This is a genomic window from Vibrio paucivorans, from assembly GCF_054053395.1.
In genome coordinates, this window is sequence record NZ_CM133230.1 from 992967 (window position 1) to 1015735 (window position 22769).

23 protein-coding genes are annotated in these 22769 nt (G+C 45.5%); 13 read left to right on the top strand and 10 right to left on the bottom strand.

Translation table 11 applies throughout. The features are described 5' to 3' along the window. Positions 1–37 precede the first annotated feature (37 nt). Positions 38–922, bottom strand: coding sequence for a D-hexose-6-phosphate mutarotase (locus tag ACXABW_RS04755; protein WP_457524272.1), 885 nt, complete (start codon positions 920–922; stop codon positions 38–40). A 108-nt stretch (positions 923–1030) separates the two neighbouring features. After that, positions 1031–2026 carry a type I glyceraldehyde-3-phosphate dehydrogenase gene (gene gap, locus ACXABW_RS04760; protein ID WP_004748683.1) on the bottom strand — a complete coding sequence of 332 codons (996 nt, stop codon included), beginning with the start codon at positions 2024–2026 and terminating at the stop codon, positions 1031–1033. Positions 2027–2363: 337 nt separating this feature from the next. Between gap and msrB the strand changes: the two genes are divergently transcribed. Further along, entirely contained in the window at positions 2364–2783 is a 420-nt protein-coding gene (gene msrB, locus ACXABW_RS04765) for a peptide-methionine (R)-S-oxide reductase MsrB (RefSeq protein WP_457524273.1), read from the top strand. A gap of 29 nt (positions 2784–2812) precedes the next feature. On the opposite strand, the gene ACXABW_RS04770 is transcribed toward msrB, so the two are convergent. Then, the gene (locus ACXABW_RS04770) at positions 2813–3634 is read right to left on the bottom strand and encodes a DUF2989 domain-containing protein (protein WP_252030107.1); all 822 of its coding nucleotides are present in this window, start codon (positions 3632–3634) and stop codon (positions 2813–2815) included. A gap of 116 nt (positions 3635–3750) precedes the next feature. Between ACXABW_RS04770 and ACXABW_RS04775 the strand changes: the two genes are divergently transcribed. Continuing rightward, entirely contained in the window at positions 3751–4035 is a 285-nt protein-coding gene (locus tag ACXABW_RS04775; RefSeq protein WP_252030109.1) for a YeaC family protein, read from the top strand. A gap of 77 nt (positions 4036–4112) precedes the next feature. On the opposite strand, the gene ansA is transcribed toward ACXABW_RS04775, so the two are convergent. Continuing rightward, positions 4113–5126 carry an asparaginase gene (gene ansA / locus ACXABW_RS04780; protein ID WP_252030111.1) on the bottom strand — a complete coding sequence of 338 codons (1014 nt, stop codon included), beginning with the start codon at positions 5124–5126 and terminating at the stop codon, positions 4113–4115. A gap of 121 nt (positions 5127–5247) precedes the next feature. Then, on the bottom strand, positions 5248–7098 hold the full coding sequence (sppA, locus tag ACXABW_RS04785; RefSeq protein ID WP_457524275.1) for a signal peptide peptidase SppA: 1851 nt from the start codon (positions 7096–7098) through the stop codon (positions 5248–5250). A 305-nt stretch (positions 7099–7403) separates the two neighbouring features. On the opposite strand from sppA, the gene ACXABW_RS04790 reads away from it, so the two are divergent. Continuing rightward, a complete protein-coding gene (locus tag ACXABW_RS04790) occupies positions 7404–9416 on the top strand; it encodes an FAD-dependent oxidoreductase (protein WP_457524276.1) in 2013 nt (670 codons plus the stop codon). 76 nt (positions 9417–9492) lie between these two features. Here ACXABW_RS04790 and purU read toward each other — a convergent pair whose 3' ends face one another. Then, on the bottom strand, positions 9493–10326 hold the full coding sequence (purU, locus tag ACXABW_RS04795) for a formyltetrahydrofolate deformylase (protein WP_252030117.1): 834 nt from the start codon (positions 10324–10326) through the stop codon (positions 9493–9495). Positions 10327–10521: 195 nt separating this feature from the next. Here purU and ACXABW_RS04800 point away from each other — a divergent pair, with 195 nt between their 5' ends. The 8 genes from ACXABW_RS04800 (at position 10522) to rnd (ending at position 18434) form a co-directional block, all read left to right on the top strand. After that, a complete protein-coding gene (locus tag ACXABW_RS04800; protein ID WP_252030119.1) occupies positions 10522–10722 on the top strand; it encodes a hypothetical protein in 201 nt (66 codons plus the stop codon). Positions 10723–10851: 129 nt separating this feature from the next. Further along, positions 10852–12777, top strand: a complete 1926-nt coding sequence (locus ACXABW_RS04805) for an ATP-dependent DNA helicase (protein ID WP_265688367.1) — start codon at positions 10852–10854, stop codon at positions 12775–12777. A 14-nt stretch (positions 12778–12791) separates the two neighbouring features. Then, complete coding sequence (gene tsaB, locus ACXABW_RS04810; protein ID WP_252030124.1) at positions 12792–13493, top strand: tRNA (adenosine(37)-N6)-threonylcarbamoyltransferase complex dimerization subunit type 1 TsaB; 702 nt, start codon at positions 12792–12794, stop codon at positions 13491–13493. Between the two features lie 143 nt (positions 13494–13636). Beyond that, positions 13637–13951, top strand: coding sequence for a chromosome partitioning protein ParA (locus tag ACXABW_RS04815; protein ID WP_252030126.1), 315 nt, complete (start codon positions 13637–13639; stop codon positions 13949–13951). 62 nt (positions 13952–14013) lie between these two features. Beyond that, positions 14014–14574 carry a Slp family lipoprotein gene (locus ACXABW_RS04820; protein WP_252030127.1) on the top strand — a complete coding sequence of 187 codons (561 nt, stop codon included), beginning with the start codon at positions 14014–14016 and terminating at the stop codon, positions 14572–14574. Continuing rightward, positions 14574–15431, top strand: a complete 858-nt coding sequence (locus ACXABW_RS04825; RefSeq protein WP_457524277.1) for an alpha/beta fold hydrolase — start codon at positions 14574–14576, stop codon at positions 15429–15431. Before ACXABW_RS04820 ends, ACXABW_RS04825 begins: the two co-directional genes overlap by 1 nt. 103 nt (positions 15432–15534) lie before the next feature. After that, positions 15535–17229, top strand: a complete 1695-nt coding sequence (gene fadD / locus ACXABW_RS04830; protein WP_252030131.1) for a long-chain-fatty-acid--CoA ligase FadD — start codon at positions 15535–15537, stop codon at positions 17227–17229. An 89-nt stretch (positions 17230–17318) separates the two neighbouring features. Beyond that, a complete protein-coding gene (rnd, locus tag ACXABW_RS04835; protein WP_457524279.1) occupies positions 17319–18434 on the top strand; it encodes a ribonuclease D in 1116 nt (371 codons plus the stop codon). Positions 18435–18469: 35 nt separating this feature from the next. On the opposite strand, the gene minE is transcribed toward rnd, so the two are convergent. Genes minE through minC form a run of 3 tightly spaced genes read right to left on the bottom strand, consistent with a single transcriptional unit; the run spans position 18470 to position 20234 of the window. Continuing rightward, positions 18470–18733, bottom strand: coding sequence for a cell division topological specificity factor MinE (minE, locus tag ACXABW_RS04840; protein WP_265688362.1), 264 nt, complete (start codon positions 18731–18733; stop codon positions 18470–18472). Between the two features lie 6 nt (positions 18734–18739). Then, a complete protein-coding gene (gene minD, locus ACXABW_RS04845; protein ID WP_252030135.1) occupies positions 18740–19552 on the bottom strand; it encodes a septum site-determining protein MinD in 813 nt (270 codons plus the stop codon). A 19-nt stretch (positions 19553–19571) separates the two neighbouring features. Beyond that, positions 19572–20234: a septum site-determining protein MinC gene (minC, locus tag ACXABW_RS04850; RefSeq protein ID WP_457524282.1), complete on the bottom strand. Its 663-nt coding sequence runs from the start codon at positions 20232–20234 to the stop codon at positions 19572–19574. A 187-nt stretch (positions 20235–20421) separates the two neighbouring features. Here minC and ACXABW_RS04855 point away from each other — a divergent pair, with 187 nt between their 5' ends. Together ACXABW_RS04855 and ACXABW_RS04860 are read left to right on the top strand one after the other, a co-directional pair. Continuing rightward, a complete protein-coding gene (locus ACXABW_RS04855; protein ID WP_252030140.1) occupies positions 20422–20697 on the top strand; it encodes a YcgL domain-containing protein in 276 nt (91 codons plus the stop codon). Between the two features lie 26 nt (positions 20698–20723). Beyond that, the gene (locus ACXABW_RS04860; RefSeq protein ID WP_457524283.1) at positions 20724–21695 is read left to right on the top strand and encodes a lytic murein transglycosylase; all 972 of its coding nucleotides are present in this window, start codon (positions 20724–20726) and stop codon (positions 21693–21695) included. 60 nt (positions 21696–21755) lie between these two features. On the opposite strand, the gene folD is transcribed toward ACXABW_RS04860, so the two are convergent. Beyond that, positions 21756–22616 carry a bifunctional methylenetetrahydrofolate dehydrogenase/methenyltetrahydrofolate cyclohydrolase FolD gene (gene folD, locus ACXABW_RS04865; RefSeq protein ID WP_252030144.1) on the bottom strand — a complete coding sequence of 287 codons (861 nt, stop codon included), beginning with the start codon at positions 22614–22616 and terminating at the stop codon, positions 21756–21758. Positions 22617–22769: the final 153 nt, after the last annotated feature.

The following is a 22769-nucleotide window of genomic DNA, read 5'->3' on the forward strand; positions in this document are numbered from 1 at the left end:
TTATGGCTATATGGGATAAACGGTCAACAGACCCTAACTACTTAGTTGAAATAACCGTGATCAACGAGTGACTTTCACCTGGCTGCAGCATTTTACCTTGTTCGATAGAAGGTGCGTGCAGGGTGGATTCGACACAAAGGAAGGTCTTATAACCGTCGTCTTGCATATCGCCCATGCCTTGTGCGCCTTCGGCCCATGGATTCCATAGCACAGCAGAGTTATGACCTTGATTCTCAACAACCAATGCGCGGTTTAGTACCGGGTCTTGAACTGTGATTTGCGCACTAGGTTGAGTGTAAACGCGATCGATCGTGTCGGTTAATTGTAGCGTCTCGCCGCCTTGGCAAATCTCACCACCTTTTAGGCTGTCGATGTATTCTGGGCCCATACCTGTAGTCTTGGTTTGCTCAATGTCTCCAACAGTTAGATATGTGTGCAGAGCACCAGAGAATGTCCAAGGCTGATTATCGGTATTGGTTACATCTAGCGTAACTTTTAGTTCATCGCCAATCTCTACTAAAAGGTGAGCTTGGAACTGGTGAGGCCAAACTGCAAGTGTTGATTCGGACGGCAATAAACCCAGTTCAATGATAACACCGTTTTCATTCTCACGATGTTCAAGCAAAGCCCATTCACTGTTACGTGCAAAGCCATGTGCTGGAGCGGCAATACGACCAAACCATGGCCAGCAAATTGGAATACCGCCGCGCAGGGCCGCTTTACCATCAAAGACAGCTTGCTTGCTCATCCAGATAAGGTCTTCTTGGCCTTGCGGCTTATAAGAGACGACATGTCCACCATGAAGGGCAATACCAGCGGTTGCTTTTTCATGTATTACACGGACGACCTTCACTTGATCGATTTCTACGATTGTTACGTTATCAGAGAGAACAGTAAGGGCTGGGAGGGTGGTTAAATCCATGTTCTGTTTCCTAGTTCAGATAGAGACTCAAAATTCAGATACAAAAAAGGCGACTCGAGAGCCGCCTTTTACAAGATTCTGCGCTAAACGCTGATCTTTAAGTAATGATTACTTAGAGATGTGTGCGATTAGGTCTAGAACTTTGTTTGAGTAACCGATTTCGTTGTCGTACCAAGATACAACTTTAACGAAGTTATCAGTTAGTGCGATACCAGCTTTAGCATCGAATACTGAAGTTTGAACTTCACCGATGAAGTCTTGAGAAACAACTTGGTCTTCAGTGTAACCTAGAACACCTTTTAGAGCGCCTTCAGATGCTGCTTTCATAGCTGCACAGATAGCTTCGTAAGATGCACCGTTCTTAAGGTTAACAGTTAGGTCAACTACAGAAACGTTAGCAGTTGGTACGCGGAAAGCCATACCAGTTAGTTTGCCGTTTAGTTCTGGAAGAACAACGCCTACAGCTTTAGCAGCACCAGTTGAAGATGGGATGATGTTTTGAGAAGCACCACGACCACCGCGCCAGTCTTTAGCAGAAGGACCGTCTACAGTTTTTTGAGTTGCTGTAGTAGCGTGAACTGTAGTCATAAGACCAGATTCGATACCGAACTCGTCGTTAAGAACTTTAGCGATAGGCGCTAGACAGTTAGTAGTACAAGAAGCGTTAGAAACGATGTCTTGACCAGCGTAAGTGTCTTGGTTAACACCCATTACGAACATTGGAGTAGCGTCTTTTGAAGGACCAGTTAGAACAACTTTCTTCGCGCCAGCAGTGATGTGCTTACGAGCAGTCTCGTCTGTTAGGAAAAGACCAGTTGCTTCAGCTACAACGTCAACGTCGATAGCATCCCATTTTAGGTCTTCTGGGTTACGCTCAGCAGTAACACGTACAGTCTTACCGTTAACGATTAGGTTACCACCTTCAACTTCAACAGTACCGTTGAAACGGCCGTGAGTTGAGTCGTACTTAAGCATGTATGCCATGTACTCTACGTCGATAAGGTCGTTAATACCTACAACTTCGATGTCGTTACGCTCTTGCGCTGCACGGAAAACGAAACGGCCGATACGGCCAAAACCGTTAATACCTACTTTGATAGTCATTATAGTTGCTCCACAACTTAATTTCTGATTAAAGATAACTGGTAGTAAAATTACAAAATCCAGTCTTCATCTGCAACAGATAATCGGACTTAACTTGTTTAAAGTCAAAAAAAAGTGACGCTTTTTTTCACAATCCGTCGCAAATGGTCGTTTTTTAAGCTCCAAATTGGTTTAACTCCATCCTAGTTGGCGTAAAATAACTTAGAGCTCTAAAGCATTTCACAATACATCTCACTATATTGTTATGGAGAGAAAGTATGTGCTACAAGTGTTATGCTTATCAAGTTTTTCGCAAAAAAAGTTATTATAAGAATTGAGAATTAAGGAATTTAATTCAGTGAATCAAAATGAAAAAAAGGTAGTGAAGTCCGATGAAGACTGGCGTGAGCAGCTTTCCGAACAGGAATACCATGTCTGCCGCCAACAAGGTACTGAAGCTCCATTTACCGGTAAACTGCTCCACAATAAGGAGACAGGTGAATACCACTGTACATGCTGCCAAGCCCCTTTATTTAGTTCTGTAAACAAATATGATTCTGGCTGTGGGTGGCCGAGTTTCGATGCCCCTATCAACGATAAGGCCATTCGTTATTTGGATGATCTAAGTCACGGAATGAAGCGTGTCGAGATACGGTGTTCCACCTGTGATAGCCACTTAGGGCATGTTTTTCCTGATGGTCCGAAAACCACAGGGGAAAGATTCTGTGTTAATTCAGTGTCGTTAATTTTCAACAAAAATGAAAAAAGCGGTGATTGATTCACCGCTTTTTTGTTTTATCCTTTCAGCTATTTTATCTGGCCAGGAATCATACTTCTCTTAAACGAGCCAGACTTCACTGCGTCCTCAATATTATCTGCTATCTTCTCCAGCTTGGCGTAATGACTTTCACTGAACCCGTAAAGCAACTGTATTTCTTGCTCTGAAGCGATTGGCACATTGAAGCTTTTGGCTACCATTGCCCATATATAAGCGCGTTCTTTATTGTTTAATCGATAGTGGGTACTGGCCAGAGTTTTGAAGATCTCGGTATTGATTTGGCCTTGGCGTGAAAGTTCAAGTGCGTTATTAAGTAAGTTGATGGTTTTGTCTTGGTCGCGGCTGGTATAGAAGGTCGCTAATGCATACTGCATGTCTGCGGTATTAAGCTTTGGCGTGCCTTCTAGTTGGAGAAATTCTCGTCTCGCGGTTTCGTCACCGGTTTGGCTCCATAAGAAATACAGCGTTTCAGGAGATTTAGAGCTTCGTAGGTGCTCTACAATTCGTTCTTGCTCTTCGCCAGTATGCATCAGTGCGTTGAAGCGACGCTCTTTTACGTTGGTCTGATCTAATGGCTGGATCTGAGAAGCTAATTCTAGACATTTACGATAAACGCTGACTAAGCGATATTCTTCAATGACATTAACGTCGCTTGGGTTCTTAAGCACTTCGAATCGGTGCCAAATGAGGTCAGTTCTAGGGATACGACATTGGCCATCATTGATATTAAGCTTTTCGCAGCGAAGCTCAGGGTTACTACTGCAGAGTTGGTCGGTGTTCTTATTTGCTTCGAAGCAGCCTGACAATGAGGCAACTGCGATGGCTAAAATGCTAAGTCTTGTTATGTTCATAAATTTGCTTGTGATCAATTACACTTATTCTTTTTACTAACCTTGACTGATTGTGTCAGCAATATATGTTCTGTTGCGAGCCTGTAAACTGTGCTTGTTTAATTTAAGGATACAACATGAATGCAGAACAACTATTAGACGCCATAACTCCAGAAGTCTATGAGCGCTTAACATATGCTGTAGAAACAGGTAGATGGCCTGAAGGTACAACACTTTCCCAAGAACAGCGAGATTCATGTATGCAAGCTGTGATGTTGTATCAATCTAAGCATAATGTAGAAGCTGAACATATGACAGTTGCGGCCGGTGGCGAGATAAGCTTTAAGTCGAAAGCTGAACTCAAAAAACAGTTCCAAGAAGATCAACAAGATATCATGCGAGTTAATCCAAACGAGGTGTAACCTCTAGTTGCTGAAGACAAATAAAAGAACCCCGCTATTTAATAGCGGGGTTCTTGTTTATCGATTAGATGTTAATGCTACAAGCTCATTTCACCACGAAGGACTTGTTGCATCTTGTCTTTTACTTCTTCGTAAGACAAATCTTGGCTGAGTAGATAATGCAGTTTGGCTAGTGCAGCTTCAGGAGTCATGTCAAAGCCACTGATTACACCCGCTTCAGCTAGGGCACAGCCTGTCGCGTAGCCCCCCATGTTTACTTTACCGGCTAAACACTGAGTTAAATTGACTACAATCACCCCGCGCTCTGAAGCTTCTTTCAAGTGACCGAGTAGCTCTGGGTTTTGAGGTGCGTTCCCCACACCGAACGTCAATAGAATCATAGCATTGACGGGCTGAAGCAGGGTGTTACGGATTACCTCATGAGAAATACCAGGGTACATCGTAATCACGCCAATTGGTTGTGGAGTAATATTGTGTACTTTGAACTCACCTTCAGGTGTCTTACCCACCTCAACGCCATTACTGACCTTGATGCTAATCCCAGCTTCTAGTAGCGGTGATAGGTTAGGTGATGTGAAGGCATTAAAACCATCTGCATGTGATTTCGTGCTTCGGTTGCCACGCATTAATTGATTGTTGAAAAACAGAGTGACTTCGTTAATTGGGTAATTGGCCGCAATGTGTAGAGCGTTCAGCAGGTTCGCTTGTCCGTCAGAGCGAAGTTCAGCTAGAGGGATTTGTGAGCCTGTCACGATGACTGGTTTACCTAAGTTCTCAAGCATGAAAGACAACGCTGAAGCAGTGTAAGCCATTGTATCGGTGCCGTGTAGAATCACGAACCCATCGTATTTATCGTAGTTATCACGAATGTCATCCGCGATCTGCTGCCAATCCATCGGAGTCATATCTGATGAATCGATCAATGGATCGTACTCGTGAATGGTGAACTCCGGCATTTCTGGTCGATGGAACTCAGGCATGCTGGCAAGTTGCTTCTCCATAAACCCGGCAACAGGAATGTAGCCGTGATCGGATTTTTGCATACCAATGGTGCCGCCAGTGTAGGCGATGTATATATGTTTTCTTGCCATGGTGAGAAGTCACTTTGTTAAACAGGGAACAGGCGGGCGATTATAGCGAATTCCAATGCAATAAAAAGGGGCATCTCGCACAGAGATCCCCCCTTTTTTATTTATAGGTGAATGCAGATTTCTACTGAACTTGGCAGTTCAAACAGAATGCATATTGGCCTTTAGGATCGTTGAAGCTTTGCAGTAGCTGTGCATCGCTCATTACTTGCTGCGCTGCCGGTTGAATTGAGGCCGGTAACCAAGTGGAAATATCAAAACCTAAGCTGACTTTGACTTGCTTCATCAGGTCTTGGAAGAACTGTTGCGCAGGAGAGAGTGGCTCTTCTACCCAATAGGTGTTGTAGCTCTCAAGTTCGGCAAGCTCGGCTGCTAGCGCGACAGCATCGTCAAAATCACCCATTTGGTCAACTAAGCCTAGCTTCATTGCATCTTGACCTGTCCACACTCGTCCTTCCGCAATGTTTTCCATCTGATTAAGCTCAATATTTCGATTCTCACTCACCAAGCCAATAAAGCGTTGGTATCCGTGTTCAATACCCATTTGGAACGCATCGGCAGCAGGTTTTGTAAGGCCAGTTGTTAAGCCAACTCCCGAGAACGGCGAGGTGCCCACACCGTCAGTATAAACACCGATGTTGTTCAAACCTTTCTCGAATGTGGTGATGACACTGAAAATACCAATAGAACCAGTTAATGTGGTCGGCTGAGCAACAATCTTGTCTGCGCTCATCGAGATCCAGTAGCCACCTGACGCCGCTAAGCTAGACATGGAGACTACGACTGGCTTACCCGCTTCTTTCAACACCTGGATTTCATTGCGAATGACTTCAGAAGCAAAGGCGCTACCGCCTGGGCTGTCAACGCGTAACACCACGGCTTTGACTTTGTCATCGTTGCGCGCTTGGCGAAGTAGGGAAGCCGTAGTGTCGCCGCCAACCGTACCACGAGGCTGAGAGCCATCCATGATGGCGCCGCTTGCAACGACGATTGCCACGTCATCTGATTCGACATCAAATGTTGGAGTCATAGTGGTTAAGTATTCGTAATAACCCATTGCGTTGTAGCTATCTTCACCATCACTGCCAAATACTTCTGCTAGCTCTTTACGCACTTCTTGGCGAGTGGCCAGTTTGTCGACTAAGCCTAACTCCAATGAAAGGGCGGCAATATCCCCGTTCACCGCTTTTAGCTGAGCCAAGAATTCATCCATAGTTGGGTTGAGCGTCGAAGCTTCGATTTGGCGATTGGTAGCCACGTCATCCACGTATGCGCCCCAAAGTTGGCTCAACCAGCGAGAAGCCGAATCTTTGGCTTCATCAGACATATCGTCACGCACGAATGGTTCAATTGCCGATTTATAGGTGCCAACGCGGAATACGTGAGTATTGACGTCCAGTTTCTCTAGCAAGGTTTTGTAGTAGAGAGAATATGCGCTGTAGCCTTTGATCAGCACGCCACCGTCTGGCGCTAGGTAGACGGTATCCGCATAGCTGGCTAAGTAATACTGACTCTGGTTGTAGAAGTCACCTACTGCATAAATTGGTTTTCCAGAAGCTTTGAACTCATTCAGTGCTTTCGCAATGTAACGTAACTTAGTGAGGTTGGTTTCTGGCATATCACGCAGTGCCAAGACTAAACCGGTAATCTTGTCGTCGTCTTTGGCGTGACGGATTGCATCCACCAAGTCAAATAACACATTCTCTTTCGGTAGTTCGTTACCCAATAGCGAGCCCGTAAAAGAGTCCATTGGTGTGGTATAGCTACCTTGTTCGACGATTGGTCCAGAAATATTCAGCACTAACGCGGATTTCTTATCAACTTGTGGGACAGTGGAGTCGGCACTTGTAAATATGAAATAGATAGCGGCCAAAGATGCCAAGAAAATGAGATTGGTCAAAGCAAGACGGATAAAAGAGATTAGTTTCCAAATCCCTTTAAAAATCAATCCGATAAATTTAAAGATTTTTTTCATTGTGTCCCCACTGTGGTTGCCCATCAGCGCATTATGTTCATCACAAGAATACGTTGTTAGAAGGCCTAAAACGACGCGATAGATGAATAATATTAGATAGTTACATCCTACGTTATCTAGTATAGCCAAACAACAGCGATGGTTTTGCTAAGCGTTAGCATTTGATAACTAAACCACAGTAATGGTTCCTTTCAACTTTGAGACAGCCAATAAGATGATCGTTGTTACAAAAATGTAAACGCTTGTTTGATTTTTTTGTTGGCTCAGAATATCGTGGTCAGACCACAAGGATAAAAATATAAGTGATGTCTGCCATGTACCCAAACCTATTACAACCGCTTGACCTAGGATTTACACAGCTACGTAACCGCGTGCTGATGGGATCAATGCATACAGGGTTAGAAGAAGATAAAAAAGGTCTGCATAAGCTCGCTGCGTTCTATGAAGAGCGCGCAAAAGGAGGCGTCGGGCTTATTGTAACGGGAGGTTTCTCTCCAAACCTTCGTGGCCGTTTACACCCATTTTCTGCAGAATTTAGCAAGCCAAAACATGCCAATGCCCATAAAGTGGTGACGGAAGCAGTACATCGACAAGGTGGAAAGATCGCCCTGCAACTTTTGCATGCCGGTCGCTATGCCATGCACCCGTTTGCGCTCAGTGCGTCTGGAATCAAAGCGCCTATTGCGAAATTTGCTCCGAGTGAAATGAGTTCGCGTCAGATCCGAAAAACCATTGATGCATTCGCAAACAGTGCTGCTCTGGCCCAGTTAGCAGGCTACGATGGTGTAGAGGTGATGGGATCGGAAGGTTACCTTCTAAATCAGTTTATTTGTAAACGTACCAATATGCGTTACGACGAGTGGGGTGGCAGCTACGAAAATCGTATGCGATTCCCGTTAGAAGTGGTTAAGGCTATCCGTAAAGCCGTTGGCGAAGAGTTCATTATCATTTTTCGCTTATCGATGTTGGATTTGGTTGAAGAAGGCAGCACCTTTGAAGAAGTGCTAGCGCTAGCAAAAGCGCTAGAAGAAGCTGGCGTAACAATCATGAACACGGGTATCGGTTGGCATGAAGCACGTATCCCAACAATTGCTACACAAGTTCCTCGCTCTGCATTTGCTTGGGTGACGGAAAAAATCAAACCTCATTTATCTATTCCGGTTATCACCTGTAACCGTATTAATACGCCAGAAGAAGGCGAGAAAATTATCCGTTCTGGTCAAGCCGATATGATTTCAATGGCGCGTCCATTCCTGGCAGATCCTGAATTTGTAAATAAAGCTGCGGAAGATAAAGCGCAGTTCATTAACACCTGCATTGGTTGCAATCAGGCGTGTTTGGACAATGTATTCAAAGGCAAACGTGCGAGTTGCTTAGTGAACCCTCGAGCTTGTTACGAAACTGAGATAGTGGTTCAACCCGCAGAGACCAAAAAGAAAGTCGCGGTGATTGGTGCGGGTCCAGCAGGACTGTCTTGTGCGACAACGCTTTCTGAGCGTGGGCATCAGGTTGACTTGTATGAACGTAACGATCGTATTGGTGGTCAATTCCGTTTAGCAATGCAGATTCCGGGTAAAGAAGAGTTCCGCGAAACGATTCGTTACTTTGCCAACCGTATCGACACCACAGGAGTGAATCTACAACTTAGCACCGAAGCGACCTTCGATATGCTAAATGAATACGATGAAGTTGTGATGGCATCAGGTGTCGAACCACGTAAAGTTGCTATTGAGGGTATCGACAATCCAGAGAAAGTAGTGGATTACCAAACCTTGATTAAAGAGAAAACTCCAGTGGGTGAAAAGATTGCGATTGTTGGCGCGGGCGGTATCGGCGTTGATGTCGCAACTATGCTCACAGAGCCAAATGGACACAACCTTGATGACTGGTTACACGAGTGGGGGATCGATAAGAAGATTGAACACCCTGGCGGCCTGTACCCGTATCCTGACTCACTAAGCGATAAAACGGTTTGGGTATTACAACGCCGTGCTGGCCGAGTCGGTAAAGGCCCAGGTAAAACCACTGGTTGGATTCATAAACGGACGTTAGAAAAACGCGGTGTGAACCTGATGGGCGGAGTGAATTACGACAAGATCGATGAACAAGGCCTACACATTACCTTTAAAGGCAAAGAGCAGTTACTTGAAGCAGACAAAGTTGTTATTTGTGCAGGGCAAGAGTCTGTACGACCATTCGAGGACAAATGGCACGATCTGGGGGAAAAGCTTCATGTGATTGGCGGTGCTGATCATGCGGGTGAGTTGGATGCAGTGCGTGCGATTCGTCAAGGAGTCGAGCTGGCAGTGAAGCTTTGATTCGGGGCTAGTAGGAAAAGAAAAAGCCGCTGATGTCAGCGGCTTTTTTGTGTTAGAACACTAAGGTTAAGCTGGGTTACAAAATAACCGTCTTATTTCCGTAAACAAATACGTGGTCATTCAGTACTTTATTAAGTGCTTTGCTGAGCACGTTCTTTTCGACGTCGCGGCCAGCTTGTGCCATATCTTTAGCGCTGAAGTTATGGTCCACAGGGATAACATCTTGCTTAATGATTGGCCCTTCATCTAAGTCATTGGTGACGAAGTGCGCTGTTGCACCGATGATCTTCACACCGCGCTCATAAGCTTGCTGATATGGCTTTGCTCCGATGAAGGCAGGTAAGAAACTGTGGTGAATGTTGATGATCTTATGGTGGTACTTTTCAACAAAGCCTGGAGTAAGTACACGCATATATTTCGCCAGCACCAAATAGTCAGCATCGTATTGGTCGATCACTTCAAGCATTTTCTGCTCGTGTTCTTCACGGTTTAATCCCTCGTGGGATACACAGTGATAAGGAATATCGAAGCGTTCGGTTAAGCTTTGTAGTGTGTCGTAGTTACCTACTACCGCGGCGATCTCTACGTCGAGGCTGCCGTCGTAGTTTTTCATTAAGATATCACCTAAGCAGTGTGCCTCTTTAGTAACCAGAATAACAACACGCTTACGGCTCGAGCTAATGAGTTTACGCTTTGCACCTTCAGGTAAGGCTTGGTCTAAATCTGCGAGAAACGTTTGGTCGTTGAAGTAGCCCTCAAGCTCAGTACGCATGAAGAAGTGACCGCTTGTGTTATCCACGAACTCATTGTTGTGGACGATGTTCAGCTGGTGCTTATAACAGATGTTGGTGATTTTCGAGATGAGACCCGGTGCATCGGTACAATGCGTTAGCAGTGTTTTCTTTTCCATTTTGGTCATACTTCCATGAATTATTTTTTTCGATCTTTGAAATTATCTTGGGCTGTCGAACGGTGAACTAGGCCGCAATATAGGAGCTATAATTAATCTATTATCAAGTTGGTTTCAACAAAATATCTTGGCTAATCGATTGGCTCGCTTATTTTGTTGTGATTTCTACTCTCACGATGTCTTAAGGTGGTACGTATGGATAGAGAACTACTCGCGCGAAAATTGTATTTGGAAAGAGTTAGCGCACTTGTAGGTGATCACGAAATCGACGAGGAAGTTCTAACAGAAATGTGGCAAAACAAAGCTTCGCCTTCAGAAGCAGCCAAAGCCATTTTGAGCGACGACAACAGCTTCGAAGGGCCAGCGTGGCTTTCACGCTACCTAAATCGTCGTTAACCTAGTTATTCAACATACGGCGTCCGCCGTTAATAACCGAACACACCTCCGGTGCGGATCATTTTCTGATTCGCGCCGGCTCACTAAACCTGACATAATCCCTCTAATTTCCTCTTCATTTTTGAGCCGATGATCTCTAAAACTTTTTCCGCCGATGGCGCACTTGGCAAAGTCATTCCTGGCTTTCAGCCAAGACAACCGCAATTGGATATGGCTGAAGCTGTCTCTCAGGCGATTAAAAACCAATCCCAGCTGGTGGTAGAGGCTGGAACTGGTACCGGCAAAACCTTCGCTTACTTAGTGCCAGCCTTGTTGAGTGGCAAGAAAACCATTATCAGTACTGGTTCGAAGAACTTACAAGAGCAGTTGTTCCACCGAGATCTCCCGTTGATGACTGAAGCGTTGGGCTTCTTTGGGCAAGTGGCGCTGCTAAAAGGTCGCTCTAACTACCTGTGTTTAGACCGTCTGAGCAGGCAGATGCTAGAGAGCCACAATCATCAAGCCGATCCCACTTTACTTAGCCAATTGGTTAAAGTGCGTAGTTGGTCATCGGAAACCAAAACTGGGGACTTAGGTGATTGCGATGCGATTGCTGAAGATAGCCCTGTGATCCCAACGATCACCTCGACCAATGACAACTGTCTTGGCAAAGAGTGTCCGAGCTACACTGATTGTTTTGTGCTAAAAGCGCGTAAAAAAGCGATGGATGCTGATGTCGTTGTCGTGAACCATCACTTGTTTCTCGCCGACTTGGCAATCAAAGAAACCGGCTTTGGAGAACTAATTCCAGAAGCGGATGTATTCATCTTTGATGAAGCCCATCAGCTCCCTGACATTGCCAGCCAGTATTTTGGTCAATCGGTCTCAAGTCGGCAGATTCAAGAATTGGCAAAGGACATTGAAATTGGTTATCGCACAGAAGCGAAAGACATGCGTCAGTTGCAGAAAGTTGGTGATAGCCTTGTTCAATCTGCAATGGATTTGCGCATTGGGTTAGGTGAACCTGGCCTACGAGGTAACTGGAGAGAAGCGATTGCTTCTACACATATTGTGCGCGATCTACAGCGATTACGTGATGCTATCGATTTTGCCATTGACGTGTTGAAGCTTGCGTTGGGGCGTAGCCAATTATTGGATGCCGCTTTTGAACGAGCAAACGTGATAAAAGGGAGAATTGATCGTGTGTGCGATGTGTCGATTACCGGCTACTCATACTGGTTCGATACAACACCGAGACATTTTGCACTGCACATTACCCCACTTTCTGTGGCTGACAAGTTCCATGAGCAGATTGAAATGAAGCAAGGCAGTTGGATCTTTACGTCCGCGACCTTAGCGGTGAACGATGATTTTGGCCACTTCACTTCTCGACTCGGCTTACGCCCAGCACAGCAATTTTCTCTGCCTAGCCCGTTTGATTATCATCAGCAGGCTAAATTGTGTGTTCCTCGCTACTTGCCTGAACCAAACAGCCCTGGCTTGGCAGATAAGCTAGTGAGAATGTTAGCGCCAGTTATTGAGCAAAACCAAGGACGTTGTTTCTTCCTATGTACTTCCCACAGTATGATGCGTGAGTTAGGAGAAAGGTTTCGTGAAACATTGACGTTACCGGTGCTGCTACAAGGTGAAACAACCAAACAAAAAACCTTGGCAGAATTTATGGAGCTGGGGAATGCTTTACTAGTCGCGACCGGTGCTTTTTGGGAAGGGATTGATGTTAGAGGAGACACACTAAGCTGTGTTATCATCGACAAATTGCCATTTACCGCCCCCGATGACCCGCTGCTCAAAGCACGGATTGAAGATTGTCGATTGAAAGGCGGTGACCCATTTGCACAGGTTCAGCTGCCAGATGCAGTGATCACATTAAAGCAGGGTGTCGGGCGTTTAATTCGAGACAAGAAAGACAAAGGGACATTGATCATTTGTGATAACCGTTTGGTTACTCGTGATTATGGCGGCATTTTCCTTGCGAGCCTCCCTCCCATTCCAAGAACCCGAGACTTGGCGGTGGTAAAAGACTTTCTTGCCCAGATTTCCAAAACAACAGATTAAATTTAGAGAGTTCAATGAGCGCAAAAATTCTTGCCTTAGATACTGCAACAGAAAACTGTTCCGTTGCGCTGATGGTTGGCGACAAGCTGTATGTTCGTAGCGAGGTTGCCCCTCGTGACCACACCAAAAAAGTATTGCCAATGGTCGACGAAGTCTTGAAAGAAGCGGGTGTAACCCTAGCGGATTTAGATGCACTGGCCTTTGGTCGTGGGCCAGGTAGTTTTACAGGTGTGCGCATTGGCATTGGAATTGCACAAGGTTTAGCGTTCGGTGCAGACTTACCCATGATTGGTGTATCGACACTTGCTGCGATGGCTCAAGGTTCTTACCGCCAGCATGGCGCAAGTCACGTTGCTTGTGCGATAGACGCACGAATGAGCGAAGTGTACTGGGGACGTTTTAGCCGTCAAGAAGATGGCAGTTGGAGCGAAGTCGATGCAGAATGCGTGATTCCACCACAAGTGCTTGCTGAACAACTCAGTCGTGATGAACTGGCTTGGAAGGCAGCAGGAACAGGTTGGGATGCTTATTCTGAAGCGCTGGCTGAACTTACGATCGAGTGTGAAAAAGGGGACGTATTGTTCCCAGACGCTCAAGATATTGTGTACCTTGCGCAGTTTGAATTGGCGAAAGGGAATACGGTTGACGCTGAACATGCAAGCCCAGTTTATCTGCGTGATAATGTGGCATGGAAAAAACTGCCAGGCCGTGAGTAACAGCGGTAGGTCAGTGCCAATCAATTGAAGTTGATAGAGAGCTAGAGTCTGTAAACTTTAGCTCTTGTTCGCCACACACTTTGCAGTATTTATGGCGCTGCTTAATGAGTGGTAAATGACGCTGAGAATTTTTGGGGAGACGAATGGCTTCGATAAATGGTTTACCTCCTTCGTTGGTACCGAATACGACTAGAACGAACAAGTCGAATAAAGCCAACAAGAAAAACGAGGTCAAAAAAGGCCAAGCCAGTACATCGGTCGCTCAGCCGACGAAAGTCGCTGATGCGGTTTCTCATTCCATTCGTCACGTTCAAGAATCCGATATTCACCGAGCTCAAATCCAATATGATCTTCCTGAAGGTCAGGCACGTAAAGCCATGCAAGAATATTTAGGGGTTATGAATCAAGCTAAACGCGATGAACTTGCCCAACTCCTTGGTGTCGATATCTACATATAATCCATTTTCCGGCTCATTTGGCATTCTTGTTTCGCTGTGTAGCCGCCTTTTTAGAGGCTCCCATGAATCCATTCTTTCAATTCAAAAAAGTGCTGATCCTTGTTTCTGTCTTATTAGTGAGCGCTTGTTCCTCGTTACCTCAAAACCTTGAATCAGAGAGCCCGAACCTCATTTCTGATTATCAGCAGTGGTTGGACTCTGATTCTAGTAATACGCTCGATGTTCGCCTTGGCGGTATCATCGCTAAAGTAACCAATTTGGATGACAAAACGCGTTTAGAAGTGGTGAATATGCCGATCAGCTCGGCAGGTAAACCTGATTTGGGCACGGAGCCTAATGGCCGTTTTGTCGCGTATGTTGATGGGTTTCTTGACCCAGTTGCTTATGCGGAAGGGCGTTTGATCACTGTGCTGGGAACGAGTAATGGCACCGAACAAGCGAAAGTTGGTGAGTTCGAGCATCAATTTCCCGTGATGAATGCGCGTGGTGTGCATTTGTGGCGCATCCAAGAGCGAGTCATTGTGAATGATGTGGGCAGCTATTATTTCCCATGCCGCGGGCTCTACTGTCGTCAAACGATGGCTTTCCCTAGTGAGGGACGAGTGATCCAAGAAGTGAAATAATGCTAAAAGAAACTCGCATCAAGGTCGCACATGGTGACATCGCGACCTTAGAGTTGGGCGATCGACGCTCTTCCTCTATCCAATTGGTTTTCATTCATGGCTGGCTTGATAATGCTGGTTCCTTTCAAACATTACTACCCCTGCTGAAAGAGCGCATTCCCAATGGGTATTTTTGCGCAATCGATTTACCCGGTCATGGCCATTCTAGCCATAAACCCGATGGCCATTTCTACCCATTTCATGACTATATAGACGACATTCACCAGCTTTTGGCTGAATTATCACCAAACAAGCTAGTGCTGGTGGGACATTCTCTTGGTGCATTGATTGCAAGTTGCTATAGTGCCGCCTTTCCAGAGCAAGTTGCTGGATTGGTACAAATCGAAGGGTTCGGCCCTCTTGCTGAGCTCCCTCAAAACAGTGTCCATCGATTACGTCAAGGCGTCAAAAGCCGGCAACAAATTCGACGTAAGCCGGTGAGGTCCCTAGCGTCCATCGAACAAGCGATTGAAAAGCGCGCCCAAGTGAATCAATTAGATCCGCAGCAGATAGCGCCAATTGTCGAGCGGGGCATAGTGAATAGAGAGGGCGGATGGTATTGGCGCCACGATTCCAAGCTACAAAGCGACTCTCTGTATCGAATGTCCGCTAAGAACGCAAAAGCCATCATCGATGCGATTACGTGTCCGCAACTTGTCATTCTTGGTCAACAAGGGTTTGAACACCTCTCTCAAGTTGAACAGCAAGTGGTAAAGCCAGATATTGACGTTGTCACCGTAGACGGTGGTCATCATTGTCACTTACAAGATAATGATAGAGTTATTGATCTAATTTCTGGCTTAGTTAACAAAATTTAAACAAGTGTTTGAGTGTTACGTGCTCAAGCGTCTTGGCTGTGCTGTAATGGTTTGATAATAAAAATTGCCCGTTAAAGCGCCGTCAAATAATAGGAGTATAACCGTGGATAAACCTTGGCTATCACGCTATCCAAGCGATGTACCGGAAAACATTAACCCTGACCAATATCCATCTCTTGTTGAGATGTTTGAGCAGTCGGTACAGAAGTACGCCGATCAACCAGCCTTTATGAACATGGGGTCAGTAATGACCTTCCGTAAGCTGGAAGAACGTAGCCGAGCGTTTGCTGCTTATCTTCAAAATGAGCTGAAGCTGAAAAAAGGCGACCGAGTTGCGCTTATGATGCCAAACTTGCTGCAATACCCAGTTGCACTGTTTGGTGTGCTGCGTGCGGGGATGATCGCGGTAAACGTAAACCCTTTGTATACGCCTCGTGAGCTAGAACATCAGTTAAACGACGCTGACGCAAAAGCGATTGTGATCGTATCTAATTTTGCCAACACTTTAGAGCAGGTTGTCGACAATACGCCAGTTAAGCACGTGGTACTGACAAGCCTTGGCCAAATGCTACCAAGAGCGAAAGGAACCGTGGTTGATTTCGTAGTGAAATACGTGAAAGGCATGGTACCTAAGTACAATCTGCCTGGGGCTATTTCAATGCGTAAAGCTCTGCACAAAGGCCGCCGTCTTCAATACGTAAAACCATTTATGTCGGGTGATGATATTGCTTTCTTACAGTATACGGGCGGTACGACTGGTGTAGCAAAAGGTGCAATACTGACGCACCGCAATATGATTGCCAACGTGATGCAGGCAAAAGGGGCATATGGTCCAGTGTTGTCTGAAGGCCGAGAGTTGGTGGTGACAGCTCTTCCGCTTTACCATGTATTTGCGTTAACAGTTAACTGTTTGCTGTTCGTAGAAATGGGTGGCAGTAACCTGTTGATTACCAACCCACGAGATATTCCGGGCTTTATTAAAGAACTACAAAAATACCAATTCACCGCCATTACGGGTGTGAATACGCTGTTTAATGCATTAGTGAATAACGAAGACTTCCATGAACTCGACTTTAGTAACCTTCGCCTTGCTGTAGGTGGTGGTATGGCTGTTCAACGCGCCGTCGCTGAGCAATGGAAGAAGTCGACGGGTTGTTATCTGTTAGAAGGCTACGGACTCACCGAGTGTTCTCCGCTGGTGGCGGCTTACCCTCACGATCTGGTTGATTATAATGGGTCGATTGGTTTGCCTGTTCCATCTACGGAAGTACGTATTGTGGACGAAGAAGGTAATGCCCTTGCTAATACTGAAGTAGGTGAGCTACAGGTTCGTGGTCCTCAAGTTATGCAAGGCTACTGGCAGAGACCTGAAGCGACGAAAGAAGTCATCAACGGTGAAGGCTGGTTGTCGACGGGTGATATCGTTAAATTCGATGATGAAGGCTTCCTGCATATCGTTGATCGTAAGAAAGACATGATTCTAGTATCGGGCTTCAATGTGTATCCAAACGAGATCGAAGATGTGGTTGCACTCCATGGCAAAGTGCTGGAAGTTGCAGCGATTGGTCAGCCGCATGAAGTATCGGGTGAGATCGTTAAGATCTACGTGGTGAAGCGTGATCCTAGCTTAACTAAAGACGAAGTTATCGCACACTGTCGTCAGCACCTTACGGGTTATAAAGTGCCGAAGTTGGTGGAGTTCAAAGAAGAGCTACCGAAAACTAACGTCGGCAAGATTTTACGCCGTGTGCTGCGAGAAGAAAATGACGCCCAACTCGCGCAGCGCGAGAGTGCGTAAAGCATAACGTAACAAACAGTGCTAGAATGCCGACTAATACAGTCGGCATTTTTTATTGTCCCCCCAATATTATCTACAGTGAGAGATTCGTGAATTATCAAATAATTACCCAACCAGACGATTTGAAAAGGGTTTGTGAACAAGCAAGAGAAGCGGATGCAGTCATGCTCGACACCGAGTTTGTGCGTATTCGTACCTTCTATCCGCAATTGGGCTTGATTCAGTTATTTGATGGTGAAGCATTGTCGCTTATCGACCCAACGACCTTTGAAGACATGACACCGTTTGTTGAACTGTTGCGTGATACATCGGTACTGAAAGTGCTGCACGCATGTGGCGAAGATTTAGAAGTGTTCCAGAATGCATTTGGCTGCACTCCTTTCCCTATGGTTGATACTCAAATCATGGCAGCCTTCCTTGGACATGGACTCTCTACTGGTTTTGCCTCTTTAGTGAGTGAATACGTGGGCGTTGAGTTGGATAAGAGTGAGTCTCGAACTGATTGGATGGCGCGCCCTTTAACCGTTAAGCAGCTGGAATATGCGGCAGCCGATGTATTCTATCTGCAGCCTTTGTACGACACTTTACTAGAAAAAATCATCCAAGCAGGCTGGTGGGAAGCAGCGCAAGTTGAGTCTGACTTACTGGTCACCAAACGTATTAAATCTGTCGATGCCGATAACGTGTACCTCGACATTAAGGGAGCATGGCAGCTAAGGCCAAAAGAACTAGCCGTGCTTAAACCTCTTGCTACTTGGCGTTACAAAGAGGCGCTTAAGCGTGATTTAGCATTAAACTTTGTGTTTAAAGAGAACGATTTACTTTCCGTTGCTCGATTTGGCATCAAGAGCGCGAAGCAAATGGAAGAGCAGGGCATAGACCCACGCTCTGTGCGTCGCCACTCAGCTCGAATTATTTCCTTGGTAAAGGCGGCGGAACAAACACCGGCTGAGCAATACCCAGACCAAATTGAACGCCTGATGGACTACCCTGGCTACAAGCAGTTGTTTAAGAAGCTAAAAGACGAAGTAAAACGAGTGTCTCAAAGCTCGGGTTTAGCTACAGAGTTTTTGGCATCCAAGAAGCAGCTTAATCAGTTACTGAGTTGGGTTTGGAAAAAAGATCGCGATCCAGCTAAGTTGCCTGATGTGATGCAAGGTTGGCGACAGGAGCTGCTGGGTGAAAAGCTCAATAAGTTAGTGTAAAAGAATAAAAAAGAGAGCCATTTGGCTCTCTTTTTTTATTTCTCATCTTCAGGCAATTTAACGTTCAATTCCAATACTGAAATGTCATCGTCTTTGTGCTCAAAAGAGAGGTCGACCATTGAAGGGTCGACAGCAACATACTTGGCAATCACTGCTAGGATGTCTTCTTTTAACTGTGGTAGGTAAGACGGCGCTGGGTCATCTTGGCTACGGCGTTCCGCTACAATAATCTGTAAGCGCTCTTTAGCCAAGTTCGCTGATTTTTTCTTTTGTGGACGGAAAAACTCAAGTAATGACATGCTCTATTAGCCTCCAAACAGTCGTTTAAAGATTCCTTTCTTTTGCTCGGTTAGGAAGCGGAAATCCACTTGCTCACCCAACAGGCGTTCTACAGTGTCGTCATATGCCATACCTGCATCTGACTCTTCATCAAAGATAACAGGTACACCTTTGTTCGATGCATTCAGTACCGCTTGGCTTTCTGGAATAACGCCAAGCAGAGAAATATGAAGGATCTCCTCTACATCTTCAACGCTGAGCATCTCGCCTTGAGTCACACGTGCAGGGTTGTAGCGGGTCAGCAGTAAGTGCTGCTTCACAGGGGGTAACCCTTCTTCTGCTCGGCGAGACTTAGAATCTAAAATACCGAGGATACGGTCTGAATCGCGTACCGATGAAACCTCTGGGTTGGTCGTGACGATTGCTTCATCTGCAAAGTATAGTGCCATTAATGCACCTTGTTCGATACCTGCCGGAGAGTCACAAATCACAAAGTCGAAACCGAGTTCGTCTAGTTCATCAAGAATGCGACGAACACCGTCTTTGGTAAGTGCATCTTTATCACGGGTTTGAGAAGCCGGTAGAATAAATAAGTTGTCGTTACGCTTATCTTTGATAAGTGCTTGATTCAACGTTGCTTCACCGTTGATTACGTTAACGAAGTCATACACGACTCGACGCTCACAACCCATAATTAAATCAAGGTTTCGTAGGCCGATATCGAAATCAATAACGGCGGTTTTTTTACCTTTAATTGCAAGGCCGGATGCAATCGCTGCACTGGAAGTTGTTTTACCTACTCCACCCTTGCCTGACGTCACAACAATAATGCGTGCCATTGTTTTTCCTTTTTATAATTTAAACGGTGAGAACTTCTAGGTGTAATGCGTCATCGAGCATGCTCACCATGACTTTCTTCTGCCAGAACTCACCTTCAATTTGATCGCTCAGCCAGTAATTTCCTGCAATAGAAACCAGCTCAGCCTGTAAATCGTGACAAATAATTCGTGCATCTTGTTGACCACTTGCTCCGGCAATAGCACGGCCGCGCAATGTTCCATGGATATGGATTGACCCATCAGCGATCACCTCTGCGCCAGCGCTGACGTGGCTAAGGATAACGAGGTCACCATCTTTCGCGTAAATTTGTTGGCCAGATCGGATAGGTGTTCGAACCACTTTTGTTGGTGCCATCTTAGCGGGAGCCTGCGATGGAGACTTACTGGCCGACATAACGGCAAAGCCAGCTTCAGAGGCTTGATTCTGCGCGCGCTTATCTTTACAGCCTGTGACCCCAACGGGAATCATACCCGCTACAGAAATACCTTGTTTTAGCTGCTGGAAATCAATATCGCCAGATACTTTTTCGATATTGATGACAACCGGTGCCGAAGCGAAAAAAGCGGGTGCTTGCGCTACTTTTTCATTAATAAACTCAATCGCTGTTGAAACTTCATTGCCAGAAAGGTGCAAAACTGACAGAGTGAAGCTACTGCCTTTTAGGTCAGGGATATTCGACATTATTTACTTCATGCCTCAGTAGAAAGGACGTTGCCTGGAACTAGGGTTGTCATGTTATATTTCATGTATAAGTACAGCAAGTTATGTTGTCGTTAAACGGTTAAAATTAGCTAAAGTTTTACGTTTCGTATTAAAAGTAGTCAGTTTTCTCCAACTATCAGTTAAAAATCAATTTAAAAGGCAAGTTATGCTTTGTTCTATCTATAAAAGCTCTAAGAAAGAAGGCGCTTATCTCTACATTCCGAAGAAAGATGACTTTTCACAAGTTCCTGACACTTTGATGCAGATGTTCGGTAAACCTATTTTCGTTATGGTGATCAAGCTTGATGGTCGAAAACTGGCGCAAGTCGATGTTGAAAAAGTAAAAGCATCGATGGAAGAGGAAGGGTTTTTCCTACAGTTGCCACCACCACCAGAGAACTTGCTTGAAAAGTACAAAGAACAAAAGGCGCAGCAAAAATAAGCGCGATATTGCTCAAGGAGGGCAATGTGAAAAAATTATTGTCAGTTGTATTAGGTCTAGGTATTGCGGCTTCAGCGGTAGCAAATGAAGTCAGTTTTGAGCAATACGTAGAAGGAATGAAGCAAGAAGCCTTAAATAATGGTATTTCTCAGCAGATTGTTGATAAGGCATTTGAAAATGTCACTTTCAAACCTCGCGCTGTTACCGCTGATCGGAATCAGCCTGAGAAAAAGCTGACATTAGATGAATATATCCCACGCGCGGTGCCTGATTGGAAAGTCAAACAGGCGCGTGATCTGTATAAAAAACACTATGCTGAGCTCTCTAGAATCGGTGAAGAGTATGGTGTGCAGCCTAGGTTCATTGTCGCACTATGGGGCGTAGAGAGTAACTTTGGTAAGTTTACGGGTGGTTATAGTGTTATTGATGCATTATCGACACTTGCTTACGAAGGTCGACGTGAAGCGTTCTTTCGTAAAGAAGCGATGGCTGCTCTAACGATTCTCGAAGAAGGCCACATTAAGCCTGAAAACATGAAGGGCTCATGGGCTGGGGCGATGGGGCAGTGCCAGTTTATGCCTAGCTCGTTTTTGTCCTTCGCAGCGGATGGGAATGGCGATGGTAAGAAAGACATCTGGAATACCAAAGCCGACGTGTTTGCTTCGACAGCTAACTACTTAAGCCAATCTGGGTGGGATGATAAATACACTTGGGGTCGCCAAGTTAAAGTGCCACATGGTATTGATCCAAGTCTAGAAGGGCGCGGGGAAGAGAAAGGTAAGTATCTTCAGGAATGGTCGAAGCTGGGCATTACCAGATACGATGGTAAGCCGCTTCCTAAGCTCGATGAAGATATTAAAGCGTGGCTGATCATGCCTGATGATGAAAACGGGCGTACTTACTTGGTATACGACAACTACAATGTGCTAATGAAGTGGAACCGCTCTTACTACTTTGCGCTTGCCGTTAGCCACTTGGCTGATCGAATTAAGTACTAGTATGATTTTAAAGTAATAAAAAAAGGGGCTAAAAGCCCCTTTTTCTTTATAAAGATTTGATTACTTCTTAGTGTGGAACTGCTCACACGCAATCATGGTGTTTTCGATAAGGCTCGCAACAGTCATTGGGCCTACGCCACCAGGAACTGGCGTAATAAAGCTGGCATTTTCTTTGGCCACATCGTATTCCACGTCGCCTACCAACTTACCTGATTCCAAACGGTTGATGCCTACATCGACTACCACAGCACCTTTCTTGATCCAAGCACCTGGAATGAAGTTAGGCTTACCTACAGCGACAACCACTACATCTGCCTGGCGAACATGGCCTTCTAGGTCTTTTGTGAATCGATGACAAGTTGTGGTCGTGCAGCCTGCTAACAGTAACTCTAGCGTCATAGGGCGGCCTACGATGTTAGAAGCTCCTACAACAACGGCGTGTTTACCACGTAAATCTATGTTGTAGCGGTCTAGCAGGGTAATGATACCTTTTGGCGTACATGAACGTAGCTTAGGAATGCGTTGCGCTAAACGACCAACATTATATGGGTGGAAACCATCAACGTCTTTTTCTGGAGTGATACGCTCTAAAACATGTGTTGAGTCGATGCCTGCTGGAAGAGGCAGTTGAACTAAGATGCCGTCAATCTCAGGATCTTCGTTTAACGAATCTACTAGGTTAAGTAGCTCTTCTTCAGTCGCTGTCGCCGGTAAGTCAAAAGATTTAGAAACAAAGCCAACTTCCTCACATGCACGGCGCTTACTGCCGACATAAACTTGAGACGCTGGGTCTTCACCAACCAAAACGACCGCAAGGCCTGGTGCGCGTAGACCAGAGTTAACTCGAGCTTTCACGCGAGCGGCGACTTCTGAACGAACAGTTTGGGAAATAAGTGTTCCGTCGATATTTTGAGCAGTCATGACTATCCTTTATTCTGATGGTCTATATTTTTGAGCGCATTGTCGCAGAATTTGATATTAACATCCATAGGCAAACGTTTGCTTTGTTGTGATTTTGAGCATTTAACCAAAGCATGGCTCTTTTTTAGGCATTCAATTCAGAAAGTTAGATAA

Bases quoted from the DNA above. Each gene is read 5' to 3' on its own strand.
- folD (WP_252030144.1), bottom strand. From the start codon at position 22,616: ATGACTGCTCAAAATATCGACGGAACACTTATTTCCCAAACTGTTCGT.
- ACXABW_RS04770 (WP_252030107.1), bottom strand. From the start codon at position 3,634: ATGAACATAACAAGACTTAGCATTTTAGCCATCGCAGTTGCCTCATTG.
- minD (WP_252030135.1), bottom strand. From the start codon at position 19,552: ATGGCACGCATTATTGTTGTGACGTCAGGCAAGGGTGGAGTAGGTAAA.
- ACXABW_RS04825 (WP_457524277.1), top strand. From the start codon at position 14,574: ATGCTAAAAGAAACTCGCATCAAGGTCGCACATGGTGACATCGCGACC.
- ACXABW_RS04775 (WP_252030109.1), top strand. From the start codon at position 3,751: ATGAATGCAGAACAACTATTAGACGCCATAACTCCAGAAGTCTATGAG.
- ACXABW_RS04790 (WP_457524276.1), top strand. From the start codon at position 7,404: ATGTCTGCCATGTACCCAAACCTATTACAACCGCTTGACCTAGGATTT.
- minC (WP_457524282.1), bottom strand. From the start codon at position 20,234: ATGTCGAATATCCCTGACCTAAAAGGCAGTAGCTTCACTCTGTCAGTT.
- gap (WP_004748683.1), bottom strand. From the start codon at position 2,026: ATGACTATCAAAGTAGGTATTAACGGTTTTGGCCGTATCGGCCGTTTC.
- ACXABW_RS04755 (WP_457524272.1), bottom strand. From the start codon at position 922: ATGGATTTAACCACCCTCCCAGCCCTTACTGTTCTCTCTGATAACGTA.
- ACXABW_RS04800 (WP_252030119.1), top strand. From the start codon at position 10,522: ATGGATAGAGAACTACTCGCGCGAAAATTGTATTTGGAAAGAGTTAGC.
- tsaB (WP_252030124.1), top strand. From the start codon at position 12,792: ATGAGCGCAAAAATTCTTGCCTTAGATACTGCAACAGAAAACTGTTCC.
- purU (WP_252030117.1), bottom strand. From the start codon at position 10,326: ATGGAAAAGAAAACACTGCTAACGCATTGTACCGATGCACCGGGTCTC.
- ansA (WP_252030111.1), bottom strand. From the start codon at position 5,126: ATGGCAAGAAAACATATATACATCGCCTACACTGGCGGCACCATTGGT.
- sppA (WP_457524275.1), bottom strand. From the start codon at position 7,098: ATGAAAAAAATCTTTAAATTTATCGGATTGATTTTTAAAGGGATTTGG.
- minE (WP_265688362.1), bottom strand. From the start codon at position 18,733: ATGTCATTACTTGAGTTTTTCCGTCCACAAAAGAAAAAATCAGCGAAC.
- ACXABW_RS04815 (WP_252030126.1), top strand. From the start codon at position 13,637: ATGGCTTCGATAAATGGTTTACCTCCTTCGTTGGTACCGAATACGACT.
- ACXABW_RS04805 (WP_265688367.1), top strand. From the start codon at position 10,852: ATGATCTCTAAAACTTTTTCCGCCGATGGCGCACTTGGCAAAGTCATT.
- ACXABW_RS04820 (WP_252030127.1), top strand. From the start codon at position 14,014: ATGAATCCATTCTTTCAATTCAAAAAAGTGCTGATCCTTGTTTCTGTC.
- ACXABW_RS04855 (WP_252030140.1), top strand. From the start codon at position 20,422: ATGCTTTGTTCTATCTATAAAAGCTCTAAGAAAGAAGGCGCTTATCTC.